The sequence below is a fragment of the Hyphomicrobiales bacterium genome (assembly GCA_039973685.1).
In the GTDB taxonomy this organism is placed as follows: domain Bacteria; phylum Pseudomonadota; class Alphaproteobacteria; order Rhizobiales; family JACESI01; genus JACESI01.
Window position 1 is genome coordinate 42,529 of the sequence record JBDWKL010000025.1, and the last position, 17,226, is coordinate 59,754.

Consider the following 17,226-nt stretch of genomic DNA (forward strand, 5'->3'; position numbering starts at 1 on the left):
GCAGCCAATATTTATCTTGCGCTTATTTTTACAGTAAAACGAAAGGATACAAGCGATAGAACACTATTACTGCACATTTTTGTAACCATTCACATGCAGATGTAACATTTTTGTCACGAAATCCATTTTCAACCTGCTTTGAAAAAAGCGTTATAAACACAGTGTTTCAGGCGAAATATTTGTATTTTTTAGAGCCCCGCAAGCATGCCAAAAAAACTCAGTAAACTTAAATAAGCCATTGTTTTGCTTGAATTTTGCTTTGCTTCTTTTATCTCTACCTTACACTGAAAGAAACCAAAATTTCCTAACGCTTAGAGCACCAAAAATCGCATGTTTTCCACCTGCCGTATGGGAAGCAGCCCCTTTCCCTACGGCATACGTTACGTCAACGTCACTCAGAATCATTATTTATGTTTTTTTGCGGTTTGCGATTCCCAAAATTTGGGTATTTTGCACCCTGAATTTTATCAAATTCATCGATCAAAAACCGATTTTTGAGACCAAATTAGGTCGCTTACTTATCGGCAGGCACCCATGCAGGTAGAGGCGTGCCACCCGTATAGTGGTTTTCTGCAGGCGTTTCACGAAACAGCACGTAAAGATCGATAGGATCGACATTGAGGGTCTTATTCATAAGCGCGGCGATTGCATCGACCAATGCCTTTTTACGCTCAGGCTCACGGCCAGGGCGCAGGTCCACCTCGACCAGCGGCAAGCCATCGCCGATCTCTCCAAAGGCTTCGCGGATCGCTACATAATCATACTTGGTTTCTTTCGGTGCGAGCGTATCAAGGACCGCCTGCTTCACACCTTCTCTGATCGTCTTCTTGGTTTCAGCAGGCGTTCCAATTGGCAATTCAACACGAATAACAGGCATGATTTTCTCCTCATATTTTGCACCAACCCTAAGATAGAAACTTCATCGAACCAAGCCACTTTTACGTAGTTGTTGCGGGGTCACATTGAACATTTGCTTAAACGCACGAGAAAGCGCTGCTGCATTTTCATATCCCACTCTGATTGAAACTTCAGAAATGGGAAGGCGCGTGTTTTCGACTAAGTTTCGCGCAGCTTGAAGACGGGTCTTTTTGTAGATGCGACCCGGCGGATCACCAATTTCGTTCAAGAACCGCCGTTCCAGTGTTTTCACACCGAGGCCTGTTCGTTGCGCAATCTCACGATTGGAAAGCGGGATCTCTAAATTTTCTTGCATGAGTTGCATGGCACGGAAAACCGCCGAATGAGGTGCGCCTTGCTGATTGCTGCCCTGAGCCGATTGCATGGTTTGCATAAGCAAAGCGCCGACATCCAAACGCAAAGCCTCCCCATGCTCTTCGCCGATAAGTCGGAGCGCTAAATCAAAAGCCGCCAATGCTCCCGCGCAGGTAATAACGCTGGGGCTGACGACAAAACGCTCCTTGGTTGTCTCAACAGATAAAAACTGCTCGCTGAAACTATCAAAAACATCCCAGTGGATGGTTGCCTTTTGTCCATCCAAAAGCCCTGCCGCCGCCATCAACCATGCGCCCGTATCAAGTCCAACAATTCGCTTGGCGTTGGTTCGTGCTGCCCGCAATACATTGCGACATTTGCTAGTGCTTAGAGAAAGGTGGTCGTAGCTTGAAACAATAAACAGATCGTCGATACGATTACTCGGATCAAAAGCGCCATCTGGCATGATAGGTAAGCCACTTGAAGACGAGACGCTCTCACCATCTAAGGTATAAAACTGCCATTGATAAAGCGCATCATTAGAAAGCGTATTGGCCGCACGAAACGGTTCGAGAATATTCGCGAGACAATGATTTGAGAACTTCTCAAACAGCAAAATGCTGATTTCTTTCATGCCGCTCACTCTCTGTCTTAATTTGCATATTGATTGTCTATTTCAGCATATCATCATTTCAAAAGAAGCGTAGCCTGTTATCAAGTTTAGATGGATAATTCTGGGAGGACGTCATGCCATTAGAAATGAACAGAGAGGTTTTCATCACCTGCGCTGTAACAGGCTCGGGCGGAACCCAAGACCGCAGTCCCCATGTGCCGCGCAGCCCAAAACAAATTGCAGATAGCGCGATTGCTGCGGCTAAAGCAGGGGCTGCCATTGCCCACTGTCATGTGCGCGACCCAGAAACAGGCGCACCATCACGCGACCTCAAACTTTACCGCGAAGTAACAGACCGTGTGCGCGATGCGGATGTGGATGTGGTATTGAACCTCACCGCTGGCATGGGTGGTGATCTTGTGTTTGGCAAGCCTTCCAGCCCTCTCCCGCTGATTGAAGGCACTGATATGGTGAGCGCCGAAGAGCGCGTTGCCCATGTGGCCGAGTGCCTACCAGAAATTTGCACCCTTGATTGCGGCACCATGAATTTTGCTGAAGCTGATTATGTGATGACCAACACGCCCGGCATGTTGAAAGCCATGGGCACCATGATGGAAGAGCTTGGCGTCAAGCCAGAGATCGAAGCCTTCGACACGGGCCATCTTTGGCTTGCGAAACAATTGGTGGCAGACGGCGTATTGTCTTCCCCTGCCCTTGTTCAACTTTGCATGGGCATACCATGGGGCGCACCTGATGACCTCAACACCTTTATGGCCATGGTCAACAATGTGCCATCAGATTGGAACTGGTCCGCATTCTCCATTGGCCGCAACGAACTTCCCTATGTAGCGGCTAGCGTTTTGGCGGGCGGCAATGTGCGTGTCGGCTTGGAAGATAATCTATGGCTTGGCAAAGGCGAACTCGCCACCAATGAAGCACTCGTAGAACGCGCCGTGACGATCATTGAAGCAATGGGTGCCAAAGTGATTGGGCCGCAAGACGTTCGCAAAAAGCTTGCCCTCACCAAACGTGCGCCTAGATAATAAGGTATCTCAACCCAACGGAGACCACATCATGCGATTTATACTTATTGTCATTGCGATATTATTCGCGGCGTCACCAACTTTAGCAGCAAGCGTTAAAACCGTCCAAGACCTCGATCTAAAACGGTACCTTGGCACATGGCACGAAGTGGCCCGCTATCCACTGTTCTTCCAAAAAGGCTGCAAGCAATCTAAGGCGACTTACAAGCTCATCGGCCCTAAGAAAATCTCCGTGCACAACCGCTGCATCAAGAACGGTAAAAAGACGGAAGTCATGGGCGATGCCATCGTCAAAGGACCGGGCAAACTGGCTGTGAAGTTTTCCGTCTTCATGCCGTTCCGCGCACCCTATTGGGTATTGTGGGTAGACCCAAATTACGAGGTCGCGGTGGTCGGTGGACCCAAACGCAAAAATGGCTGGATCCTCGCGCGGTCTCCTAACCCGTCAAAGAAACAACTCGCACCTGCGCTGAAAGCTTTGACGGACAATGGCTACAAGCTCAATGGACTAATCTGGGATAAATAAAGATGAAAAAAGCAGCAATCATCGGTGGTGGTGTTATTGGCGGCGGATGGGCTGCTCGGTTCTTGTTGAATGGTTGGAATGTCGTCATCTCAGACCCTGACCCAGAAGCAGAACGCAAGATCAATGAGGTGATGGAGAATGCCCGTCGCTCGCTTCCTGCCCTCAGCGAAGTCTCCATGCCAGAAGAAGGCACCCTCACCTTTGCAGGTTCTATTGCGGAAGCTGTGACCGACGCTGACTGGATACAAGAAAGCGTGCCCGAGCGGTTAGACATCAAACACGCAGTCATGGCCGAGATACAAGCAAATTGCCCAACCGACGCGCTGATTGGTTCTTCAACGTCAGGGTTCAAACCGAGTGAGCTGCAAGAAAAATCAGATCGCCCGCGCCAGATTTTCGTGGCTCATCCATTTAACCCCGTCTACCTGCTGCCATTGATCGAGTTGGTCGGCACGCCTGACACGACAGCACGCGCCAAAAGCATGCTCACAGAAATTGGCATGAAGCCGCTTATCGTCAAAAAAGAGATCGACGCTCACATTGCCGACCGCTTTTTAGAGGCCGTATGGCGTGAGGCTCTATGGCTGATTAAAGACGGTATTGCGACCACCCAAGAAATTGACGATGCAATCCGCTTCGGCTTCGGTCTTCGTTGGGGACAAATGGGCTTGTTTGAAACGTACCGCGTTGCTGGTGGTGAAGCAGGCATGCGCCATTTCATCGAGCAGTTCGGCCCTTGCCTAAGTTGGCCATGGACAAAGCTGATGGATGTGCCTGAACTGACTGACGAACTCATCGACGCCATTGCCGACCAATCAGACGCGCAATCCGGCATGCACACAATCCGCGAGCTTGAACGTATTCGCGATGATAATCTCGTCTCCATGATGCGATCCCTCAAAGGGCGTGATTGGGGTGCTGGTGCTATCCTCAATGCCCATGATGCGAAGTTGAAGCCTGAGCTCCCAACGGACTATACCAAGCCGCTCAACACACTCTCGCGCACCATCCCCATCGACTGGACAGATTATAACGGCCACATGAATGAAAGCCGCTACGGCCAAGTGTTCTCAGATGCGGGCGATGTGGTGATGAACATGGTTGGCGCCGACGCTGATTATATCAAAGCTGGCATGAGTTATTTCACCGTTGATAATCACATTCGGTTTTTAAATGAGACCAATGCGGGCGAGAAGATTCATGTGGTGACACAGGTGCTAGAGGCTGGCGGCAAGAAGCTTCGCATGTACCACGATATGCGCAACGAGGCGGGCGAAACGCTTTGCACCTGCAATCAAATGCTCATCCATGTGAGCTTAGAGACCCGCCGATCATGCTTACCACCACAACACGTCGAAGAACGCCTTGCAGCCCTTCATGAAGGTCAATCGAAATTGCCAATGCCGGAGGGCGCGTAGGATGAATTTTGGCCTTACCGAAGAACAACAAATGATCGTCGAGACGACACGCGCCTTTGTTGAAAATGAGCTTTATCCGCACGAGGAAAAGGTTGAGCAAACCGGCGAACTTGATATGGATTTGGTGAAAGAAATCCAGAAGAAGGCGATAGATGCGGGCCTTTATGCGGCCAATATTCCTGAAGAGTTTGGCGGCACGGGTCTGGATACACCCACATGGCTGCTTTATGAAAAAGAACTTGGCAAAGCAAACTACGCGCTTCACTGGACTGCTGTTGCTCGCCCTTCCAATATCCTATGCGCGGGCACGCCTGAACAGCGCGAGAAATATCTTGAGCCTTGTATGCGCGGCGAGAAGTGGGACTGTATGGCGATGACGGAGCCAGGGGCTGGTTCTGATCTTCGCGGCATGAAGGGAACGGCTGTTCAAGACGGCGACGACTTCATCCTCAATGGCACAAAGCACTTCATTTCCCATGCGGATATTGCAGACTTCGCAATCGTCTATATGGCAACAGGAGAAGAAGACACGCCACGCGGTAAGAAAAAGCTGATCTCCTCTTTCTTCGTTGATAAAGGCACTAAGGGCTTTAGCGTTCGCAATGGCTACCGCAATGTGTCGCACCGTGGTTACACCAACTCAATCTTAGAGTTTGATGACTGCCGCATCCCTGCTCGCAATATGCTGGGTGAACTTCACAAGGGTTTTGAAGTGGCGAACGACTGGCTGGGTGCCACGCGCCTACAAGTTGCCGCTACTTGTTTGGGCCGTGCTGAACGCGCCTTTAAACACTCGGTTGAATGGTCGGCGGAGCGTGAACAATTCGGCCAGAAGATTGGTAAGTTTCAAGGTGTCTCTTTCAAGCTGGCAGATATGGCAATGGAGATGAAAGCGGCTGAGCTTCTGACATTGGAAGCTGGTTGGAAATATGATCAAGGCACGTGCACCGATACCGATATGGCGATGGCTAAACTGAAGGCCACCGAGATGTTGGCGTTCGTCGCTGATGAAGCTATTCAAATTCACGGTGGCATGGGCGTTATGGATGAACTGCCGCTGGAGCGCATTTGGCGTGATTCCCGCATTGAGCGGATTTGGGAAGGCACCTCAGAAATTCAACGCCACATCATAAGCCGCGCCTTGTTGCGCCCGCTAGGTGCTTAAACTGTGAGCTTAGATCGTCTCATCAATCCTCATTCAATCGCCGTCATTGGTGGTGGTGCATGGTGTGAAGCGGTTCTTCAACAATGTTTAGATAGCGGCTTTGATGGCCCGATATATCCGGTTCACCCAAAGCGCACTGAGATTTTGGGGATTGAGACTTATGCGAGCGTCGACGATCTCCCCTCGCCACCGGATGCAAGTTTCATCGGGGTCAATCGGTTTGTAACTGTTGAAGTGGTGCGTACCCTCAGTCAAATGGGCGCGGGCGGTGCCGTGTGCTTTGCAAGCGGCTTTCAAGAGAGCGAAGACGGTAAGGCGCTCAACGATGAGTTGCTTGAGGCAGCCGGTGGCTTCACCTTGCTTGGACCCAACTGCTACGGCTTTTTGAATTATCTTGATGGCGCGATGTTATGGCCTGATGTGCATGGAGGAAAAGCGGTTGAAAGCGGTGTCGCGATTATCGCGCAATCATCCAATATTGCCCTCAACCTCACCATGCAAAACCGTGGCTTACCGGTCTCGCACTTGATCACCGTTGGCAATCAAGCACAAACCAGCATGGCGGATGTTGGCATGGCGCTCCTCGCCGATGAGCGCGTTACAGCCCTTGGTCTTTATGTGGAAGGCTTCGGTGATATTCGTGCCCTTGAGGCATTAGCGGCGCAAGCAAAGAAAGGGGGCAAGCCGATCATCGCGGTTAAGGCGGGACAATCGGAAGAAGCGCGCGCTGCAACAATCTCGCACACCGCATCGCTTGCGGGCAGTGATGCAGGCGCCAACGCCCTTATGGAGCGTCTCGGCATTGCGCGGGTAAACTCGCTTCCCGTACTGCTTGAAAGTTTGAAGCTTGCCCATGTGTTCGGTACTCTACCAGGCAATGCCATTGCGACGCTTAGCTGCTCTGGTGGCGAAGCAAGCTTGATCGCCGACACAGCCTCGCGTTTCGGTGTTAAATTCCCGACGCTCACCAATAATCAAATTGATACTCTAAGCACTCACCTGAATGAGCTGGTGACGCTCACCAATCCACTTGATTATCACACCTTCATCTGGCGCAACCGCGAAGCAATGGCCGCTGTCTTTGCTGCTATGGCGAGTGAGCAAATCGACCTCACCATGATTATTTTAGATTTCCCTAAAGGCGGACCGCCTCAGCATCCTGATTGGTTGATCACGCTGGATGCTATTGAAGATGCCGCGCAGATGACGGGCAAAAAGTTTGGTGTGTTGGCGTCTCTGCCAGAAACCATGCCAGAGGACATTGCAGAGCGATTATTTAAATCTGGCATCGTTCCCTTGTCAGGCTTTGATGAAGCGATGCAGGCAATCAATGCTTGTCAGGCGTATTCAAGCGTAGCTGAGCCATTGTTACTTAGCACGCCGCTAGAAGGACCAACCCACACGCTCAATGAGGCAGAGGCCAAGCGCGATCTTCAATCCTTCGGCCTCAACATTCCAACGGCTCAATATTGCAAAGATAACGATACTGTTTTTGATGAGGCCAACTCACTCACCTTCCCCGTTGTCGTGAAAGCTCTCGGGCTCGCTCATAAAACGGAAGCAGGTGGTGTGGCGCTTAATATTCAAAGTGCGGAGGCTGCCAAAGAAGCAGCAAGCGCAATGCCAGCAAGCGAGTTCATCGTTGAAGAGATGATAACGGGCGCTATCGCCGAATTACTAATCGGTGTCGTACGGGATGAAGCGCATGGTTTCGTGCTCACCATCGCGGCGGGCGGTATTTATACGGAGATTATGAAAGACCAATGCTCTCTGCTCTTACCCGTCACCAAGACGGATATTCTTACCACGATTGATAGCTTGAAAATTGCGCCATTGCTCAAAGGGTATCGCGGACAATCATCCGCAAATCTAGATGCCATCGCGAACGCCGTACTAGTTCTTCAAGACTATGTGGTCGCCAACACCGACACGCTCATTGAGGTCGAAATCAATCCCCTCATCATCACAGGTGATCGCGCCATCGCTGCTGATGCGTTGATAACAAGAAGCCCCGCCTGATAGACGGGGCTTTTAAAATTTAGCAGTTCAATTGAGACTTAGAACAAACCTTCAATATCGCCATCATCATTGATGTGGATTGCTTCCGCAGATGGAACGCGAGGCAAGCCCGGCATTGTCATGATCTCACCGCAGATTGCGACAATGAAACCAGCACCAGCAGACAGCCGCACTTCACGTACAGGCAAATCAAAGCCTGTTGGTGCACCGCGTTGAGTTGGGTCGGTCGAGAATGAGTATTGCGTTTTCGCCATACAAACTGGCAACTTGCCGTAGCCCTGCTCTTCCCAAACCGCCAATTGATCTGTGATCTTCTTGTCCATCACAACGCCATCAGCGCGGTAGATTTCTTTGGCGATTGTTTCGATTTTCGCAGCCAAGCCAAGATCATCAGGATAAAGCGGTGCAAAGTTTGCAGACCCTTCATCACACAACTCAACAACGCGCTTCGCTGTCTCTTCAATACCTGCACCACCGTTGGCCCAGTGTGTATTCAAGATTGCTTCAACGCCGTTGCTTTCACAGTAATCTTTAATCGCTTGAACTTCTGCGTCTGTGTCTGTCACGAAATGGTTGATACCAACGACAAGCGGCACACCGAACTTTTTGACGTTTTCAATGTGGCGACCAAGGTTTGCACAACCAGCTTTCACCGCATCAACATTTTCAGCGCCAAGGTCAGCTTTCAAAACGCCGCCGTTCATTTTCATCGCACGAACCGTTGCAACAAGCACAACTGCATCTGGCGACAGGCCCGCTTTGCGGCATTTAATGTCGAAGAATTTTTCAGCACCAAGGTCAGCACCAAAACCTGCTTCTGTCACAACGTAATCAGCAAGTTTCAACGCCGTCTTCGTTGCAACAACTGAGTTACAGCCGTGAGCGATGTTGGCGAATGGACCGCCGTGTACGAAGGCTGGATTATTTTCGAGTGTTTGAACGAGGTTTGGCTGCATTGCTTGTTGAAGCAACGTTGTCATCGCACCGTCGGCTTTGATGTCACGGCAATAAACCGGAGAGCGATCGCGGCGGTAAGCCACGATGATGCTGCCTAGACGCTCTTGCAAATCATCAAGATCATTGGCCAAGCAGAGGATGGCCATCACTTCTGAAGCAACCGTAATATCAAAACCAGCTTCACGCGGGAAACCGTTTGCCACGCCACCAAGGTTACAAACAACCTGACGAAGTGCGCGGTCGTTCATGTCCATCACACGACGGAACGCGATGCGGCGAATATCAATTTCTAGCTCGTTACCCCAATAGATGTGGTTATCAAGCATCGCGGCCAAAAGGTTGTGAGCTGATGTAATGGCATGGAAGTCACCTGTGAAATGCAGGTTCATATCTTCCATTGGAACGACTTGAGCGTAACCACCACCAGCAGCACCGCCCTTCATGCCGAAACATGGGCCGAGTGAGGCTTCACGAATACAAATCGCAGCACGCTTGCCGATACGGTTTAGACCATCGCCGAGGCCCACTGTCGTGGTTGTCTTACCTTCACCAGCAGGTGTTGGGTTGATGGCCGTTACAAGAATCAGTTTGCCATCTTCTTTAGAGGCTTGCGCCTTGATGAACTCAGCAGAAATTTTTGCTTTGTCATGGCCAAATGGCAAAAGATCTTCTGTTGGAATATCCAGCTTTGCGCCGATTTCCTGAATTGCTTTTTTCTTCGCGCCGCGTGCGATTTCAATATCAGACATGCTCTATTTCCTTTGGCCCAACAATACCAAGACCACTAATTGGCCTATTTGGACAAACGGTATAGAGAAGAAATCCGAATTGAAAATTCAAAATCACTAATGCGCGATTGGAATTGCGAATATTCGACGAACGTCTAACCCCAAGACCCTACATAAACGCCTGCAAACCAGTCTGCGCACGGCCCAAGATCAGCGCGTGCACATCGTGCGTACCTTCATAAGTATTCACAGCTTCAAGGTTCATGACGTGGCGGATCACGTGGTACTCATCTGAAACGCCGTTGCCGCCGTGCATGTCGCGGGCAACGCGGGCGATGTCGAGTGCTTTGCCGCAATTGTTGCGTTTCATCAGGCTGATAAGCTCTACCGGCGATGACTTGTCATCCATCATGCGGCCAAGGCGCAATGCTCCTTGGAGGCCAAGGGAGATTTCGGTTTGCATGTCGGCGAGCTTCTTTTGGATAAGCTGAGTTTGTGCCAATGGCTTGCCGAACTGCTTGCGGTCCATCGTATAGTCGCGCGCAGCGTGCCAGCAGAATTCTGCCGCACCCAGTGCTCCCCATGCAATGCCGTAACGTGCTTTGTTGAGACAGCCGAAGGGACCTGCAAGACCTTGCACATTTGGCAGTAAGTTTTCTTCAGGCACAAAGACTTCATCCATTTGGATCATGCCCGTGACGGATGCGCGCAATGAGAACTTGCCTTCAATCTTCGGTGCGGCCAAACCCTTCATGCCTTTGTCTAGGATAAAGCCACGAATTTTATTGTCGTGCTCATCCGACTTTGCCCAGATGATAAACACGTCGGCGATTGGCGAATTGGTGATCCAGTTTTTGGCACCTGATACCAAATAGCCGCCATCGACTTTCTTGGCACGGGTGACCATGGAACCCGGATCGGAGCCGTGGTCCGGTTCTGTTAGGCCGAAACAACCGACATACTCGCCGCTTGCAAGTTTCGGCAGATATTTCAGGCGCTGTTCTTCTGAGCCATAAGCAAAGATTGGATGCATAACGAGGGATGATTGAACGGACATGGTAGAGCGATAACCTGAATCAACACGTTCTACTTCGCGGGCCACAAGGCCGTAAGAAACATAGTTTGCACCGACACAGCCATATTCTTCAGGGATGGTAGAACCCAAGAGACCAAGCTCACCCATCTCGTTGAAAATTTCGCGGTCGAACGTTTCGTGCCGGTTTGCCTCTAGGACGCGGGTCATTAAACGTTCTTGGCAGAATTGATGCGCGCTGTCGCGGATCATGCGTTCGTCTTCGTTCAGTTGATCTTCGAGTAAAAACGGATCTTCCCAAACCATATCAGGCGCTTTGGCTCTTGCTAATTCTGGCGTTACGGCTTTCGCTTTATCGAGCATGGATCAACCTCATCAATTCATTTGTAATTTATCAATTTACGCGACACGATTGTTGTCAAACCGTGTCACGTAAATTCCATAGTCATTGGCGCGTTAAACGGCCTTATTTCGTTACATCAATAACAGCACGGCCTTTGATGCCACCTTTAAGGATCGCTTTGCCAAGGGTCGGCACATCTGCAAGCACTGCATCATGGCGAATGGTTGCGAAGTCGTCTGACGCCATTGTTTGATGCACAATATCAAGCGCTGCCTTACGCACCTCAACAGGGGCTTGCACGCTGTCGATACCCAAAATATTGACGCCGCGCACAAACATCGTGATCAAATCCATCTGAACACGACTACCAGCCGCCAGACCAACGGCTGCAATGGCGCCGCCGTAATTAAGCTCAGTCACGATCTGGTTAAAACCAGGACCACCAGCATTATCAATACAGCCTGCCCAAAGTTCTTTAGATAGTGGCTTCTTGGTGCCTTCTGCGTAATTTTCGCGCGGTATCACTTGGCTAGCACCGAGTTCTTTCAAATAACCTTCATTTTCAGGACGACCAGAAACCGCTGCCACTTCATAACCAAGGCCTTTCAGCATGCGCACACAAAACGAGCCAACACCGCCTGATGACCCTGTCACGAGAACTGGACCTTTATCCGGTGTCACACCCATATGCTTCAGTGCATTGATGGAAATACCAGCGGTAAGGCCCGCAATGCCAACTGTTGCGCCATCAACAAGGCTCATACCGTCGGGCAATGGTACCAGCCAATCGCCTTTAACTGAGGCGTATTCGGAATAGCCACCCCACCAAACTTCACCAATGCGCCAACCGTTAGCAACGACTTTGTCGCCTTCTTTGTAAGAAGCGTGGTTTGATTCAGCGACTTCACCGACAAAATCCACACCGCACACATGGGGGAACTCACGAATGATGCGCGCGAGACCAGAAAGCGCCAAGCCATCTTTATAGTTGACAGCGGCATGGCTCACTTTGATCAGCACATCACCGTCTGGCAAATCTGACTTGTTGATTTCTTCGAGCGCTGAAACGCCCTTCCCGTCTTCTGTCTCACGGGTTACGACTGCGCGAAATGTATCTGACATCTGTATTCCTCCCACAAATATGCTTCGTCCCTCTCTAGCTGTTTATCGATCAGCGGGAAAGCTGCGGTTTTGCAAAATCGATTAAGTTTAATCTCGTCCCAACTATTTCGATGGATTGGCCTCATTCTTTTTGATTGCCTGTTTTCTATATCCGTGTAGAAATCGAAAAAAACACCGAACTACCTAGGATCAAATCATGGAAACACGCGCAGCGATTGCTATTCAAGCAGGCAAACCACTTGAGGTAACAACCGTCAATTTGGATGGACCTCGTGAAGGTGAAGTCATTGTTGAAATGAAAGCGACAGGCATTTGTCACACGGACGAATTCACGCTTTCAGGTGCTGACCCTGAAGGTATTTTCCCAGCCATCCTCGGCCACGAAGGTGCAGGCGTTGTGGTTGATGTTGGCAAGGGTGTAACGAGCCTTAAAAAAGGCGACCATGTGATCCCGCTTTACACACCAGAATGTCGTGAGTGCGATTATTGCACATCGGGCAAAACCAATCTTTGCCAATCAATCCGCGAAACACAGGGCCAAGGCGTTATGCCAGATGGCACGTCACGCTTTTCTGCTGGCGGTGAAAAGATCCATCACTATATGGGCACATCAACCTTTGCCGAGCATTCTTGCATTCCTGAAATTGCCCTTGCGAAAGTACGTGAAGACGCGCCGTTTGATAAGATTTGTTACATCGGTTGCGGCGTTACCACTGGCATTGGCGCTGTGATCAACACAGCAAAAGTGCAGCCTGGCGACAATGTGGTTGTTTTCGGCCTTGGCGGCATTGGTCTCAACGTAATCCAAGGCGCGAAGCTTGCTGGCGCTAACATGATTGTTGGCGTCGACCTCAACCCTGCGCGTAAGGCATGGGGCGAGAAATTCGGCATGACACATTTCGTCAATCCAGCTGAGCTTGAAGGCGATCTTGTTCCTTACATTGTAGACCTTACAAAGGGCGGTGCAGACTACTCATTTGAGTGCATCGGCAATGTGGATGTTATGCGCCAAGCGCTTGAGTGTTGCCATAAAGGTTGGGGCACATCGATCATTATTGGTGTGGCTCCTGCAGGCGCAGAAATTTCAACCCGTCCGTTCCAACTCGTAACAGGCCGTAACTGGCGCGGCACAGCATTTGGTGGCGCAAAAGGTCGCACAGACGTTCCAAAAATCGTTGATTGGTACATGGAAGGCAAAATCCAAATCGATCCACTCATCACGCACACCATGCCGCTTGATGACATCAACAAAGGTTTCGATCTGATGCGTTCAGGCGAGAGCATTCGTGGCGTTGTAGAATTCTAAGAAGAGAAACGAGAATAAAATGGCACTGACGCTACTATCTGAAGTCAAATCTTTCGGCGGGCGTCAGCTTCGCTATTCGCATCAATCAACCGCGTGCAATTGCGAGATGATTTTTGCAGCCTACCTGCCACCACAAGCAGAGAGCGGACCTGTTCCTGTTCTTTATTGGCTTTCTGGCCTTACCTGTACGGATGAGAACTTCGTGCAGAAGGCAGGCGCTCAGGCTTATGCAGCAAAACACGGTGTCGCCATTATCGCTCCAGATACCAGCCCGCGTGGTGACGGTGTGGCAGATGATCCTGATGGGTCTTATGACTTCGGTCTTGCTGCTGGCTTCTATGTAAATGCGACGGAAGAACCTTTTGCCAAGCACTACCGCATGTATGATTACATCACGCAGGAACTGCCAATGCTCGTGAATGCTGAGCTTCCAGTTGATGCGTCTCGCGCTGGTATCTTCGGCCATTCAATGGGCGGGCATGGCGCTTTGACCATCGCGCTCAAAAATCCTGATCAATATAAATCAGTCTCCGCCTTCGCACCCATCGTTGCACCGTCACAAGTGCCGTGGGGCCACAAAGCGCTCGGCGGATATTTGGGCAGTGATCAAGCCAAATGGCAGGAACATGATGCTTGCGCTTTGGTTGGCTCGTTTGAAGGCGACACACGCTTGAACATTTTGGTGGACCAAGGAACAGGTGACAATTTCTTGGCGGAGCAGTTGCGGCCAGAGCTTTTGCAAGAAGCCTGTGATGCAAACAATCATCCCCTCACCTTGCGCATGCAAGAGGGCTATGACCACAGTTATTTCTTTATTTCAAGCTTCATGGAAGACCACATTATCCATCACATGAAGGCATTAGGTTAGCGAGCATTAAAATGTTGAAAGTCTATCACGCACCAGAAACACGTTCCGTTCGAATTTTGTGGCTTTTGGAAGAGTTGGGCCTTCAATACGAGGTTGAAAAACATGCACTTGGCAATCCATCCATGCGCTCGCCTGAGTATCTCGCAAAACACCCCCTTGGCCGTGTGCCTGCGCTGGAAGATGGTGACATCATCCTTTATGAATCAGGCGCCATCGTTCAATACATTTTAGAGCGTCATGCGGATGGTCGTTTGATGCCTGCAAAGAACAACGCGGACTATGCAGCAGCCCTGCAATGGATCCATTTTGCGGAAGGCATGTTGATGCCGCCTGTGAACACAATTGTGGTCGAGACCTTACTGCTCTCACCAGAGCGACGCAATGAAACCAACGTCAAACGCGCAACCAAGCTGCTCACCAATATGCTGGGTGCAGTGGAACAAGCGCTCGAAGGTCGCGACTATCTGGCAGGTGATTTTAGTGCGGCAGAAATTATGACGGGCCATGCAACCATGGCCGCCGTTCGCTTTGGCGGCGACGCATCTGACAAGCCCAATATTCAGGCCTACATCAAACGGTTAGAAACCCGCGACGCGCTCATAAAAGCCCGCAGCATTTAAGCCGTTTCAATCGCCGCAATACCAAGTTCTGCCATCATCTTATCGCGCATGATGAACTTTTGTGGTTTGCCCGTTACCGTCATCGGTATCTCATCCACAAAGCGCACGTGGGCTGGCATTTTGTAGTGGGCGATTTTGCCTTTGCAATAATCTTTGATCTCTTGCTCGCTCGATGAGGTATCGGGTTTGGTGATGATCCACGCGACAGAAATTTCACCGTATTTCTCATCTGCAATGCCGAACACCTGCACTTGTGATACCGCATCGTGGGTATAGAGAAATTCCTCAACTTCACGCGGATAGATGTTTTCACCGCCACGGCAGATCATATCTTTGAGGCGGCCTGTGATATTGCAGTAACCCTCATCGTCCAGCCTCGCGAAGTCGCCTGTGTGCATCCAACCATCGGCATCGATACTAGCCGCTGTTTGTTCTTCATCCGCCCAATAACCGCGCATCACGGAATAGCCTTTGGTCAGCAATTCACCTTGCTCACCAACGGGTACAATCGCGCCTTCTTCATCGATGATTTTCACCTCAACATGCGGATGAATGCGGCCTACCGAAGACACCCGTTTGGAAACAGGATCATCGACATTACTCTGGAATGATACGGGGCTTGTTTCCGTCATGCCATAAGCAATTGTGACGCCTGTCATGTGCATGTCTTCTTGCACCTTCTTCATCACCTCAATCGGGCAAGGCGCACCCGCCATAATGCCTGTGCGTAGGCTTTTTAGATCGTAGGAACTGAAGGTGTCGCTCTCCAACATAGCAACGAACATTGTCGGCACGGCGTAGAGCGCTGTGCACTTTTCTTGCTGGACAGCATCAAGGGTGGCTAATGGTTCAAAGCCCTCACTTGGCACCACCATTGTGGCCCCTTTCGTGACGCACCCAAGCGTGCCCATGACCATGCCGAAGCAATGATAAAACGGCACTGGAATGCAAAGCCTGTCTGCTTCGCTGAATTCCATCGCACCCACCACGCAATTCGCGTTGTTGACGATATTGCGGTGGGTCAAACAAGCGCCTTTTGGCAAGCCCGTTGTGCCGCTTGTAAATTGGATGTTGATTGGATCATCACAATCAAGGTCTCGGGTGATCGTATCCAATGTGGTTGAGGCAACGCCGTCACCCATCTCCATCACGGTATCAAACGCGATCATGCCTGCTGGCACATCATCACCAAGGCAGATAACCGTTTTCAGTTCTGGCAATTTTTCAGCCATCAACGCACCCTCACCCTTTGAGGCAAGTTCTGGCGCTATTTCTTGGAGCATGGCGCAATAGTTTGAAGTCTTGAATGCTGGCGCTAAGATCAACCCCTTACAGCCAACTTTATTGAGTGCATATTCAAGTTCGAACACGCGGTAAGCTGGGTTGATATTGACGAGGATGACACCAACACGCGCCGTTGCAAATTGGGCGAGCAGCCACTCATAGCGATTGGGCGACCAAATGCCGACGCGCTCACCTTTCTTAAAACCAAGCTGCACCAAACCACCAGCTAGGTGATCTACTTGACGAGCAAACTCAGCATAGGTCCAACGGATATTCTGGCTTGAGAAAATAGCAGCTTCCCGGTCTGCAAACTTCGCGACTGTATCAGCGAGCAAGGCAGGGATTGTCAGTTCTAAAAGCGGTTCGCTCTCATCACCTTTAACGTGTGATAGACCATTTATTGGCGAACGATCATGACCTTTAGACATTTAATTCCTCCTCTATCCTCCCCTCGTTTTTAGCAGCATATGGAGTGAGAAGAAAAGAGTTAGCCTGCCACATCAAAAGGTGGCGACAGCAAAATGGTTTTGAGTTTTTAAGCCCTAGCCTGTTCATTCCATCGCGCACAAAAAAAGCCCTGACCAAAGTCAGGGCTTTTCGTGTTCAAAATAGACCAACCGCTTAGAGCGATTCAGAGCCTGTTTCGCCTGTACGAATACGCAAAGCGCTCTCAAGGTCGACAACAAAGATCTTGCCGTCGCCGATTTTGCCTGTTTGAGCCGCTGAAGCAATAACCTCAACAGCGCGGTCAGCTTGATCACCAGCCACTGCAATTTCCAGCTTTAGCTTTGGCACATAGTTTATTTGGTACTCAGCACCGCGATAAACTTCTGTGTGCCCTTTTTGGCGTCCATAGCCTTTGACCTCAGTTACAGTCAGGCCTTGAATATTGATGTCAACCAATGCTTCGCGCACAGCGTCCAAGCGATGGGGTTGAATAACTGCCACAATCCACTTCATAACAATTCC

Annotated in this window: 15 protein-coding genes; 8 read left to right on the forward strand and 7 right to left on the reverse strand. The window is 50.3% G+C overall.

The window, feature by feature from the left end:
* Positions 1 to 514 precede the first annotated feature (514 nt).
* Both ABJO30_07620 and ABJO30_07625 read right to left on the reverse strand, forming a co-directional pair.
* Entirely contained in the window at positions 515 to 877 is a 363-nt protein-coding gene (locus ABJO30_07620) for a tautomerase family protein (protein ID MEP3232681.1), read from the reverse strand.
* Positions 878 to 919: 42 nt separating this feature from the next.
* The gene (locus tag ABJO30_07625) at positions 920 to 1,846 is read right to left on the reverse strand and encodes a GlxA family transcriptional regulator (GenBank protein MEP3232682.1); all 927 of its coding nucleotides are present in this window, start codon (positions 1,844 to 1,846) and stop codon (positions 920 to 922) included.
* Between the two features lie 113 nt (positions 1,847 to 1,959).
* On the opposite strand from ABJO30_07625, the gene ABJO30_07630 reads away from it, so the two are divergent.
* Genes ABJO30_07630 through ABJO30_07650 form a run of 5 tightly spaced genes read left to right on the forward strand, consistent with a single transcriptional unit; the run spans position 1,960 to position 7,996 of the window.
* Positions 1,960 to 2,868, forward strand: coding sequence for a 3-keto-5-aminohexanoate cleavage protein (locus tag ABJO30_07630; protein MEP3232683.1), 909 nt, complete (start codon positions 1,960 to 1,962; stop codon positions 2,866 to 2,868).
* 31 nt (positions 2,869 to 2,899) lie between these two features.
* A complete protein-coding gene (locus ABJO30_07635) occupies positions 2,900 to 3,394 on the forward strand; it encodes a lipocalin family protein (GenBank protein MEP3232684.1) in 495 nt (164 codons plus the stop codon).
* A gap of 2 nt (positions 3,395 to 3,396) precedes the next feature.
* Positions 3,397 to 4,812, forward strand: coding sequence for a carnitine 3-dehydrogenase (locus ABJO30_07640; GenBank protein ID MEP3232685.1), 1,416 nt, complete (start codon positions 3,397 to 3,399; stop codon positions 4,810 to 4,812).
* Position 4,813: 1 nt separating this feature from the next.
* Positions 4,814 to 5,977, forward strand: coding sequence for an acyl-CoA dehydrogenase family protein (locus ABJO30_07645; GenBank protein MEP3232686.1), 1,164 nt, complete (start codon positions 4,814 to 4,816; stop codon positions 5,975 to 5,977).
* 3 nt (positions 5,978 to 5,980) lie between these two features.
* Positions 5,981 to 7,996: an acetate--CoA ligase family protein gene (locus tag ABJO30_07650; protein MEP3232687.1), complete on the forward strand. Its 2,016-nt coding sequence runs from the start codon at positions 5,981 to 5,983 to the stop codon at positions 7,994 to 7,996.
* A gap of 38 nt (positions 7,997 to 8,034) precedes the next feature.
* On the opposite strand, the gene ABJO30_07655 is transcribed toward ABJO30_07650, so the two are convergent.
* The 3 genes from ABJO30_07655 to ABJO30_07665 all read right to left on the reverse strand — a co-directional run bounded on the left by ABJO30_07655 (position 8,035) and on the right by ABJO30_07665 (position 12,179).
* Positions 8,035 to 9,702: a formate--tetrahydrofolate ligase gene (locus tag ABJO30_07655; GenBank protein MEP3232688.1), complete on the reverse strand. Its 1,668-nt coding sequence runs from the start codon at positions 9,700 to 9,702 to the stop codon at positions 8,035 to 8,037.
* 148 nt (positions 9,703 to 9,850) lie between these two features.
* Positions 9,851 to 11,020: an acyl-CoA dehydrogenase gene (locus tag ABJO30_07660; protein ID MEP3232689.1), complete on the reverse strand. Its 1,170-nt coding sequence runs from the start codon at positions 11,018 to 11,020 to the stop codon at positions 9,851 to 9,853.
* 160 nt (positions 11,021 to 11,180) lie between these two features.
* Positions 11,181 to 12,179, reverse strand: coding sequence for an acryloyl-CoA reductase (locus tag ABJO30_07665; GenBank protein MEP3232690.1), 999 nt, complete (start codon positions 12,177 to 12,179; stop codon positions 11,181 to 11,183).
* 196 nt (positions 12,180 to 12,375) lie between these two features.
* Between ABJO30_07665 and ABJO30_07670 the strand changes: the two genes are divergently transcribed.
* The 3 genes from ABJO30_07670 to ABJO30_07680 are packed head-to-tail and all read left to right on the forward strand — an operon-like array spanning position 12,376 to position 14,973.
* Positions 12,376 to 13,485, forward strand: coding sequence for an S-(hydroxymethyl)glutathione dehydrogenase/class III alcohol dehydrogenase (locus ABJO30_07670; GenBank protein ID MEP3232691.1), 1,110 nt, complete (start codon positions 12,376 to 12,378; stop codon positions 13,483 to 13,485).
* 19 nt (positions 13,486 to 13,504) lie between these two features.
* On the forward strand, positions 13,505 to 14,353 hold the full coding sequence (gene fghA, locus ABJO30_07675; protein ID MEP3232692.1) for an S-formylglutathione hydrolase: 849 nt from the start codon (positions 13,505 to 13,507) through the stop codon (positions 14,351 to 14,353).
* An 11-nt stretch (positions 14,354 to 14,364) separates the two neighbouring features.
* Positions 14,365 to 14,973, forward strand: coding sequence for a glutathione S-transferase family protein (locus ABJO30_07680; protein MEP3232693.1), 609 nt, complete (start codon positions 14,365 to 14,367; stop codon positions 14,971 to 14,973).
* Here ABJO30_07680 and ABJO30_07685 read toward each other — a convergent pair.
* Together ABJO30_07685 and ABJO30_07690 are read right to left on the reverse strand one after the other, a co-directional pair.
* Complete coding sequence (locus ABJO30_07685) at positions 14,970 to 16,685, reverse strand: AMP-binding protein (protein ID MEP3232694.1); 1,716 nt, start codon at positions 16,683 to 16,685, stop codon at positions 14,970 to 14,972. The two genes, ABJO30_07680 and ABJO30_07685, sit on opposite strands and share 4 nt — an antisense overlap.
* 193 nt (positions 16,686 to 16,878) lie before the next feature.
* Positions 16,879 to 17,217, reverse strand: a complete 339-nt coding sequence (locus ABJO30_07690) for a P-II family nitrogen regulator (GenBank protein ID MEP3232695.1) — start codon at positions 17,215 to 17,217, stop codon at positions 16,879 to 16,881.
* Between the last annotated feature and the right edge of the window lie 9 nt (positions 17,218 to 17,226).

Excerpts from the sequence above, each read along its gene's own strand:
- ABJO30_07620 (MEP3232681.1), bottom strand. The coding sequence starts at position 877 with ATGCCTGTTATTCGTGTTGAATTGCCAATTGGAACGCCTGCTGAAACC.
- ABJO30_07625 (MEP3232682.1), bottom strand. The coding sequence starts at position 1,846 with ATGAAAGAAATCAGCATTTTGCTGTTTGAGAAGTTCTCAAATCATTGT.
- ABJO30_07630 (MEP3232683.1), top strand. The coding sequence starts at position 1,960 with ATGCCATTAGAAATGAACAGAGAGGTTTTCATCACCTGCGCTGTAACA.
- ABJO30_07635 (MEP3232684.1), top strand. The coding sequence starts at position 2,900 with ATGCGATTTATACTTATTGTCATTGCGATATTATTCGCGGCGTCACCA.
- ABJO30_07640 (MEP3232685.1), top strand. The coding sequence starts at position 3,397 with ATGAAAAAAGCAGCAATCATCGGTGGTGGTGTTATTGGCGGCGGATGG.
- ABJO30_07645 (MEP3232686.1), top strand. The coding sequence starts at position 4,814 with ATGAATTTTGGCCTTACCGAAGAACAACAAATGATCGTCGAGACGACA.
- ABJO30_07655 (MEP3232688.1), bottom strand. The coding sequence starts at position 9,702 with ATGTCTGATATTGAAATCGCACGCGGCGCGAAGAAAAAAGCAATTCAG.
- ABJO30_07660 (MEP3232689.1), bottom strand. The coding sequence starts at position 11,020 with ATGGTTTGGGAAGATCCGTTTTTACTCGAAGATCAACTGAACGAAGAC.
- ABJO30_07665 (MEP3232690.1), bottom strand. The coding sequence starts at position 12,179 with ATGTCAGATACATTTCGCGCAGTCGTAACCCGTGAGACAGAAGACGGG.
- ABJO30_07670 (MEP3232691.1), top strand. The coding sequence starts at position 12,376 with ATGGAAACACGCGCAGCGATTGCTATTCAAGCAGGCAAACCACTTGAG.
- fghA (MEP3232692.1), top strand. The coding sequence starts at position 13,505 with ATGGCACTGACGCTACTATCTGAAGTCAAATCTTTCGGCGGGCGTCAG.
- ABJO30_07680 (MEP3232693.1), top strand. The coding sequence starts at position 14,365 with ATGTTGAAAGTCTATCACGCACCAGAAACACGTTCCGTTCGAATTTTG.
- ABJO30_07685 (MEP3232694.1), bottom strand. The coding sequence starts at position 16,685 with ATGTCTAAAGGTCATGATCGTTCGCCAATAAATGGTCTATCACACGTT.
- ABJO30_07690 (MEP3232695.1), bottom strand. The coding sequence starts at position 17,217 with ATGAAGTGGATTGTGGCAGTTATTCAACCCCATCGCTTGGACGCTGTG.